This is a genomic window from Legionella fairfieldensis ATCC 49588 (assembly GCF_000621525.1).
GTDB lineage: Bacteria > Pseudomonadota > Gammaproteobacteria > Legionellales > Legionellaceae > Tatlockia > Tatlockia fairfieldensis.
In genome coordinates, this window is sequence record NZ_JHYC01000001.1 from 103903 (window position 1) to 112100 (window position 8198).

An 8198-nucleotide genomic window follows, 5' to 3' on the forward strand; every position below is an offset into this window, starting at 1 on the left:
TAAACTCCTGTTATTTTGTGCGCTTTAATACATATTGCATCTGGCTTAAAATGCCGCGCAAAATGTTCACCTCCGTATGTTCAAGTCTGGCACGATTAAATAAACGACGTATCCGCTGTTGCAAACGCTTTGTTGGATTAGTGGGTTTTAGAAACTCTATTTCCGTCATCACTTCCTGTAAATGCCGATAAAACTGTTCTATTTCATCAGCCGTTGCAGGTTTATCCTGCCTTAATTCAACTTCTGCAGCAGGAGACAGGAGCTTCATTCGCAATTCATATGTTATAATTTGTACTGCCTGTGCAAGATTTAATGAACTGTACGCCGGATTGGAAGGAATATTGACGTGATAGTGACTTCGCAATAATTCTTCATTAGTCAGCCCCGCATGTTCTCGCCCAAAAACAATCGCTACTTCTGTTTCATCTGATTTTGTACAAATTAGTTCAGCACAATCTGCAGGGGTTAACCCCGGTAAAGAAATACCACGAGGTCTGGCACTGGTGGCCAGTATTAATTGACAACCCTTTAATGCGTCATCAAGAGAAGTCGTTACTATCGCCTTATTTAATAGATCATCAGCCCCTGCCGCCATTTCATAGGCTTTTTGATCAGGAAATGACTTGGGTGATACCAGATAAAGATTATGCAAACCCATTGTTTTCATTGCCCGAGCCGTTGACCCAATATTTCCAGGATGAGAAGTGGCAACCAATACGATTCGAATCGATGAAAAATTCATAATTACGATCAATAATTAACAATAATAGCAACTATACCAGCAATGCCTTCTATCTGTACAAAAAAAATGTGTTAGAATCGCAAACTTTGTCGAAAAACGAGCGAATTATGCAACCCTTATTAAATATTGCTATTACTGCGGCCCGTCTTGCCGGTGATATTATTGTCCGTCATATGGAACAGCTGGATAGAATTAAAGTGACCGCTAAAAGTAGCGATGAGTATTTCAGTGAAGTCGATGTGAAGGCAGAGCAGATAATTATTCACACGATACATAAAGCATATCCTGAGCATGGCATTATTGCCGAAGAAAGCGGTATTTATAATGAGGATGCAGAGTCGGTGTGGATTATTGACCCACTGGATGGCACTACCAATTATTTACATGGCTTCCCCTGTTTCTCTGTTTCTATTGCTCATCGGGTAAAAAATCGTCTTGAACATGCCGTAGTTTATGATCCCTTGCGCCACGAGTGTTTTTCAGCCAGCCGAGGTCGTGGCGCCCGGCTTAATGATCGCCGAATTCGCGTTTCCAAACAGACTCAATTAAATGGTGCTTTGTTAGGTACTGGTTTCCCTTATCGTAATGCAAGTATGGCTCAGCGTTATCTGCCTACTTTTGAAGCATTGATCGGTAAATGCGCTGGCGTGAGACGAACGGGATCCGCTGCACTTGATTTAGCTTACGTGGCAAGTGGCCGACTTGACGGATTATGGGAATTGGGCCTGCGCCCCTGGGATATTGCCGCGGGTTGTCTCCTTATAAAAGAAGCCGGAGGGCTAGTCAGTGATCTACAGGGAGGGGAAAATCATATAAAACAAGGTGATGTTGTCGCTGGTACGCCCAAGGTATTTAAAGCTTTGCTCCAAACTTTAAATACAACTAACCGTTAAAGAACACCATTTCAAAAACATCTGCTCAAGGGATGCTTTAATCTTGTGACGGTTATCTTTTCGTGCCAGACAAGAAATGTAAACGGTACGGGAAAGCGAGATGCAAAGCTAGCGATGGATCTCACATTCCTTAACCCGAGCCAACCCAGGCACCCTCATCCCCAACCCTTCTCCCTCAAGGGAGAAGGGAGCAGATTACTCCGGCGCGGGAAAGACATCATGTAACACAATCTACAAACGTTTATTAAGCGTTTACACCTGGCTTTACCCCCATTGCAAGAGGTAGCTGATCAGCGATTGCTGTGCCAATATTCTTTGCTACTCGCTCAAAGATACTTGGTTTATGAGTATAATCAATCACTTGATCAATTTTGACTATCTCCCGTGCAACTTGCCCACTACTGGCAAAACCATCAATTAAACCACGCTCTTTTGCCTGTTGGCCAGCCCAGAAAAGTCCGGAAAAAGTCAAATTATCCACCTGAATTCGATTACCACGCCCCTCTTTCACCCGATTAATAAACACCAGATGAATGGTATCAAGCATATTCTGTAAAATAGCTTGCTGTTCGGGTGTTACAGGTGAAAAGGGATCAAGAAATCCTTTATTACTTCCTGCTGTCTGTAAACGTCTGGTCACGCCCAGTTTATGCATGGTATCCACAAAACCAAAACCATTGTATAAAACACCAATCGAGCCGACCATACTGGATGGATTCGCATAAATTTCATCCGCAGCGGCAGCCACATAATAAGCAGCAGAAGCACACATATCAACACAGACCGCGTAAACTTTAACATCGGGATATTTTTTACGATAGTATTGGACTGTATTGTACATATAATCAGCCTGCACTGGACTTCCGCCGGGACTATTAATACGTAAAATAATCGCTTTTAAACCAATATTTTCATAAGCCGCATCCATACTTTTAGCGAAATTTTCAGCACTTGCCGATTGTGTATCAAAAATAGTACCACTGATATCCACTAATCCTACATGAGGTTTGGTGCGCAAACTCTTATCTTCTTCATTAAAAGCAAATTGACGGGTAAATAGCAGGATCAATAAAAAAGCTATAATCCACATTACCCACCGCCAGCGGCGTTTACGTTTCTGCTCGCGCATATAATCTTTAACAATCTGATTTAATAAAGCTTGCGCATCAGGGCTTTCATTGGCGGGTATATTATTCATAATAGTTACTTGATTTTTAATAAATGAGCCCTCATTTTACGGCAGGTAACTCATAATTTAAACTGGGGTCACACTATGCGAATGGATAAACTTACTTCAAAATTTCAAATGGCTTTGGCTGACGCGCAATCGTTGGCTCTAGGCCGTGATAATGGCTTTATTGAACCTGAACATTTAATGAAAGCACTCCTGGATCAACAAGGCGGGAGTTGCCGACCTTTACTTACCAAAGCAGGAGTCAATCTCTCGCAGTTACGTACCCTGATTGATCAAGCCCTGGATAAATTACCTAAAGTTTCTGGTACAGGAGGCGACATTCACATTTCCAATGCGCTGAACCGCTTGCTTAATTTAACAGATAAATTAGCACAACAGCGCAAAGATGGTTATATTTCCAGCGAAATTTTCATTTTGGCGGCGGTTAACGAAGAAGGCAATCTGGGCAAATTGCTTAAACAAGCGGGAGCCGAAAAAAAAGCATTGGAAAAGGCCATTGATGAAATACGAGGTGGTGATCCCGTTAATGATCCCAATGCGGAAGAGCAACGTCAGGCATTGGAAAAATACACACTGGATTTAACCGAACGTGCTGAACAGGGAATACTCGATCCTGTTATCGGACGAGATGATGAAATAAGACGTACTATCCAGGTATTACAACGCCGTACAAAAAATAATCCCGTCCTTATTGGGGAACCAGGCGTTGGGAAAACCGCGATTGTAGAAGGTCTGGCGCAACGAATTGTTAATGGTGAAGTTCCTGAAGGACTCAAAAATAAACGCTTGTTATCTCTTGACTTAGGTGCTCTTATTGCAGGAGCCAAGTTTCGCGGTGAGTTTGAAGAGCGCTTAAAAGCGGTACTTAATGATTTATCCAAACAGGAAGGACAAGTTATTCTCTTCATTGATGAATTACATACAATGGTGGGCGCAGGTAAAGCTGAAGGAGCAATGGATGCAGGAAACATGTTAAAACCAGCCCTTGCTCGTGGTGAATTACATTGTATTGGCGCGACCACTCTGGATGAATACCGTCAATATATTGAAAAAGATGCGGCATTGGAGCGCCGTTTTCAGAAAGTATTGGTTAATGAGCCTAATGTTGAGGATACCATTGCTATTTTACGTGGTTTACAGGAGCGCTATGAATTGCATCACGGAATCGAAATTACTGATCCCGCCCTTGTCGCTGCCGCCACCTTATCCCATCGATATATTACTGATCGCCAGCTCCCCGATAAAGCCATTGATCTTATTGATGAGGCAGGCAGTAAAATACGTATGGAGATTGATTCCAAACCAGAAAGCATGGACAAACTGGAAAGACGGCTTATCCAGCTTAAAATTGAACGCGAAGCGCTCAAGAAAGAACACGATGACGCTTCTAAAAAACGCTTGCGTGATTTACAACAAAGCATTGATGAACTAGAAAAAAACTATGCTGATCTGGAAGAAATCTGGAAAGCTGAAAAAGCCACCCTGCAAGGAGCAAATCAGATCAAAGAAGCCTTGGAACAGGCTAAAATCGAAATGGAAACAGCAAGACGCGCTGGTGATCTCGCACGTATGTCAGAATTGCAATATGGCCGTATACCTGCACTGGAAAAGCAATTGGAACAAGTGCTTGTTTCTGAAAAAACAGATAATACAGATAATAAACTGGTTCGCACCAAAGTCACTGCCGAAGAAATTGCTGAAGTGGTGTCCAAATGGACAGGAATTCCAGTAGCAAAAATGCTGGAGGGTGAAAAAGACAAATTACTTCATATGGAAGAAGCGCTGCATAAGCGCTTAATAGGGCAAAATGAGGCTGTTGATGCAGTCGCTAACGCCATCCGGCGTTCACGGGCCGGCTTATCGGATCCCAACCGACCTATTGGTTCTTTTTTGTTTTTAGGACCAACTGGCGTAGGTAAAACAGAGCTTTGTAAAGCTCTGGCTGCTTTTCTCTTTGATACTGAAGAAGCCATGGTACGGATTGATATGTCAGAATTCATGGAAAAACACTCTGTTGCAAGACTCATAGGCGCTCCTCCCGGTTATGTAGGTTATGAAGAAGGCGGTTATTTGACAGAAGCCGTTCGTCGTCGTCCTTATTCTGTTATCCTGCTCGATGAGGTAGAAAAGGCTCACAGCGATGTATTTAACATACTTTTACAGGTACTGGATGATGGCCGCTTGACTGATGGCCAGGGAAGAACGGTTGATTTTCGCAATACGGTCATTGTGATGACGTCTAATTTAGGTTCACATCTTATTCAGGACATGAGTGCCAAATTAAATTACGACCAGATTAAAACGGCCGTTCTTGAAATTGTGGGACAACATTTCCGTCCCGAATTTATTAATCGCATTGACGATACGGTTGTCTTTCATCCTTTGGCAAAAGAGCAAATTGCAAGTATTGCTTCCATCCAGATCAGCCATTTACAAAAACGGCTGATGCAACAGGATATCAAACTGGAAGTTACCACTGACGCGCTTGCTCACCTGGCCGAAGCCGGGTTTGATCCAGTTTATGGCGCAAGGCCGCTAAAACGCACAATCCAGCAAAAACTTGAAAATCCTTTGGCCCAGGCTTTATTAAAAGGTGAATTTAAAGCAGGTGATAAAGTAGAAGTGGCGTGGAAAGATAAGCAGTTACAATTCAAAGTAACCTAAGTTTGGAATTAATAGAGTGACCCTGGAAAACAGGATTGAAATCCAGGGTCATGTTAACTACATTACTCACTATATCTTAGTGTCTGATTATTAGAATTTAATCAGACCCATACTCTTCAAAATAACATTATACTGTTAAATTTTATTACTTAAACTTTAAGGCAAAATTCTATCCAGCCAGCGCGGCAAATACCAATTTAAGTTTTTAACGAGCGCCATCGTGGATGGAACAAGAATTGTACGGATTATGAAAGCGTCCACAAAAATTGCAACCGCTATCCCTAAGCCAAACGCTTTGACCATCAAAACATCGGCTACCAGGAAGGAGCCGCAGATGAAAATGACAATAATTGCTGCACTGGTAATAATGCGGCTACTTTTTTCAATACCAAAAATAATACTCTTATTATTATCCTGATATAAATCATGAGCTTCTTTTATTCGGCTCAGTAAAAATACCTCATAATCCATGGAAAAACCAAAAAGGGCGCAAAAAATGATAACAAGCAAACTGATATCCAACATTCCCTGCGGTTCAAAATTAAGAAATTCATGCAAATACCCTTCCTGAAATACAAGGACCAAAGCACCATAACAAGCGCTGAGGCTTAGCACGTTCATTAAAATAGCTTTTAAAGGTAAAAATAAGGAGCGCAGTAATACCAACAATATCAAATAAGTAAAAACTATGATCCATAACAACGCATAAGGTAAGATATGGGAAATACTAGCCAACAGATCTACATTGCTTACCGGTGTACCCGTTAATTGTAAGGTCATATTCCTTACTTTGATATCTCGTAAATCAGTAATTAATTGTTTCATTTCCGGTGAATTGGTTTTGTATTTACCGACAATAGTCATCACCGTAAAATAATTGCGTGTAGTAGTATCTAGCAATTGTTTTATTTTAGTATTCCAATGCTCTTTTGCCTGATACAAGGCATAATATTGTGATTTTGTTAAACTGGAATCTGGAGTAACAATACCGTGAATTTGCTCAATTAAGGGATTTTGTTTTAGTTCACGGGCCAAATCATACAATTTCGAAATATTGTTACGCGATAAAATGGGAGAACGTTCCGTTTTTACTACAAGAGAAATGGGCGATAATGTCTTTTCATCAAATTTTTCAACGTAAGTATCAAAAAAATGGCGCTGTTCCGAATGAATTGGAAAAATACGAAAATCGGATACACCCAATAAGGTCGATAAAAAAGGATAACCGAGCATTAATAATAGAAGAAGACTTGAAACGAAAAAGAGCAAGGGACGGTTCACTACTTTGGTAGCCAGCCAGTGCCAAAAAGTGGATCTGTTTGTGTTGCTTCTTTTGAAAATTCTTATGGGTAATAAATTAATGCGGGTATTTAAGACCGACAGCACCGCAGGTAACAGGATAATGGCTGTTAAGACAGCAACAAATACAGCAACAAGCCCTCCTATTGCCACAGAAAACAATATATTAACAGGAAATAATAATAAAGCGCTAAGGCTAATAAAAACTGCCAGCCCACTAAATAAAACAGCTTTTCCAGCCGTTGCCTGCGTGCAAGCTATGGTTTCCTTGATTGTTAATCCTTTAGTTAATTCATCGCGAAATCGGCTGATGATAAATAAAGCATAATCCAGACTGAGGCATAACCCTAATAACAAAGCAATATTTAAAGTAAAAATTGATAACGAAAAAACCAGACCCAAAAAGTAAAGGCTTGTCAGAATAATGACCGCGCAACCGCCCCCCAGAACAATAGGCAGTAACGCGGCCACTAGTGAACCAAAAATAAGAAGTAAGGTAATAATAGAAACGGGCGTTGCAATAAAATCAGCTTTATAAAGATCAATTTGAGTTTGTTCATTAACCGATTCTGTAAAAACAGGTTCACCACCTATTTCCACCGTCATTTGAGAAGGTGTTTTTATTAACGACTTAAATGTAGCTACCAATTCATGGCTAATTGGTTCCACACGCTTCAATATAACAATAACATAAGAGGTGTGTTTATCCTTAGACCGTTGTTCCTTACTATCCGGTAAAATAATAGAGTGCTCTATTGGAAAATGCTTTAATCCGGCCAAGGATTCTTTAATTTTTTCTTTGTAGGAAGACTGCGTTGCCAATAACTTTTTACTCGAATAAATAATAATAAATTTATTATAATTACTATAACCTAATGTTTTATTCAGATACTCTTGTACCTGTGTGCTTTCGGCTTTATCATCAGTAAAACCCGTAGTTTTAAATGGCGTAATAATAGTCGGCAAAAAAGGAAGGCACGCTAAAATAATAAGAAACCACAACCCAATGATTGTCCAACGCCCACGATAAACCAACTCCCCCAATCGATAAAATTTGCTCTGTCGCATTGTAATTAAGATTCCTTCTCGCTTATCTTGCCTTAATACTTATTTATATCGGCACTCGCAGTGGCAACTAAATAGAGAGGACATTTATAAATTGTAGTAGCAATTATAAAACTTGCTAAATGTTGTGATATATTGGATAAGTTTTAAGGAAAATTACGAGCCAGATTTTTAACGCAGGGAGTAAGTTGTTATGAAACAGTTATTAGGGACATGGTATTTCACATACATGGTATAAGGATGGAAACCATGCAAAGAACCAACAACCACTTTTTTATACGCAGAATACTGATGTTGCTATGCTGCGGGTCGATAGTAATGACCGCACAGGCAGCCGAGC

At 40.5% G+C, this 8198-nt stretch carries 5 protein-coding genes; 2 read left to right on the forward strand and 3 right to left on the reverse strand.

What is annotated here, in order from left to right; translation table 11 throughout:
• Positions 1-10: 10 nt before the first annotated feature.
• Positions 11-742: an RNA methyltransferase gene (locus tag T345_RS0100475; protein ID WP_028387599.1), complete on the reverse strand. Its 732-nt coding sequence runs from the start codon at positions 740-742 to the stop codon at positions 11-13.
• Between the two features lie 107 nt (positions 743-849).
• On the opposite strand from T345_RS0100475, the gene T345_RS0100480 reads away from it, so the two are divergent.
• Positions 850-1635, forward strand: coding sequence for an inositol monophosphatase family protein (locus T345_RS0100480; protein WP_028387600.1), 786 nt, complete (start codon positions 850-852; stop codon positions 1633-1635).
• Positions 1636-1879: 244 nt separating this feature from the next.
• Here the strand turns inward: T345_RS0100480 and T345_RS0100485 are convergent, their stop codons facing one another.
• Positions 1880-2833: a S49 family peptidase gene (locus tag T345_RS0100485; protein ID WP_028387601.1), complete on the reverse strand. Its 954-nt coding sequence runs from the start codon at positions 2831-2833 to the stop codon at positions 1880-1882.
• Between the two features lie 75 nt (positions 2834-2908).
• On the opposite strand from T345_RS0100485, the gene clpB reads away from it, so the two are divergent.
• Positions 2909-5494 (forward strand): ATP-dependent chaperone ClpB, encoded by a 2586-nt coding sequence (gene clpB / locus T345_RS0100490; RefSeq protein WP_028387602.1) that lies wholly within the window; start codon positions 2909-2911, stop codon positions 5492-5494.
• 156 nt (positions 5495-5650) lie between these two features.
• Here the strand turns inward: clpB and T345_RS0100495 are convergent, their stop codons facing one another.
• The gene (locus T345_RS0100495) at positions 5651-7861 is read right to left on the reverse strand and encodes an MMPL family transporter (protein ID WP_035917848.1); all 2211 of its coding nucleotides are present in this window, start codon (positions 7859-7861) and stop codon (positions 5651-5653) included.
• Positions 7862-8198 lie beyond the last annotated feature (337 nt).

Bases quoted from the DNA above. Each gene is read 5' to 3' on its own strand.
- T345_RS0100475 (WP_028387599.1), bottom strand. From the start codon at position 742: ATGAATTTTTCATCGATTCGAATCGTATTGGTTGCCACTTCTCATCCT.
- T345_RS0100480 (WP_028387600.1), top strand. From the start codon at position 850: ATGCAACCCTTATTAAATATTGCTATTACTGCGGCCCGTCTTGCCGGT.
- T345_RS0100485 (WP_028387601.1), bottom strand. From the start codon at position 2,833: ATGAATAATATACCCGCCAATGAAAGCCCTGATGCGCAAGCTTTATTA.
- clpB (WP_028387602.1), top strand. From the start codon at position 2,909: ATGCGAATGGATAAACTTACTTCAAAATTTCAAATGGCTTTGGCTGAC.
- T345_RS0100495 (WP_035917848.1), bottom strand. From the start codon at position 7,861: ATGCGACAGAGCAAATTTTATCGATTGGGGGAGTTGGTTTATCGTGGG.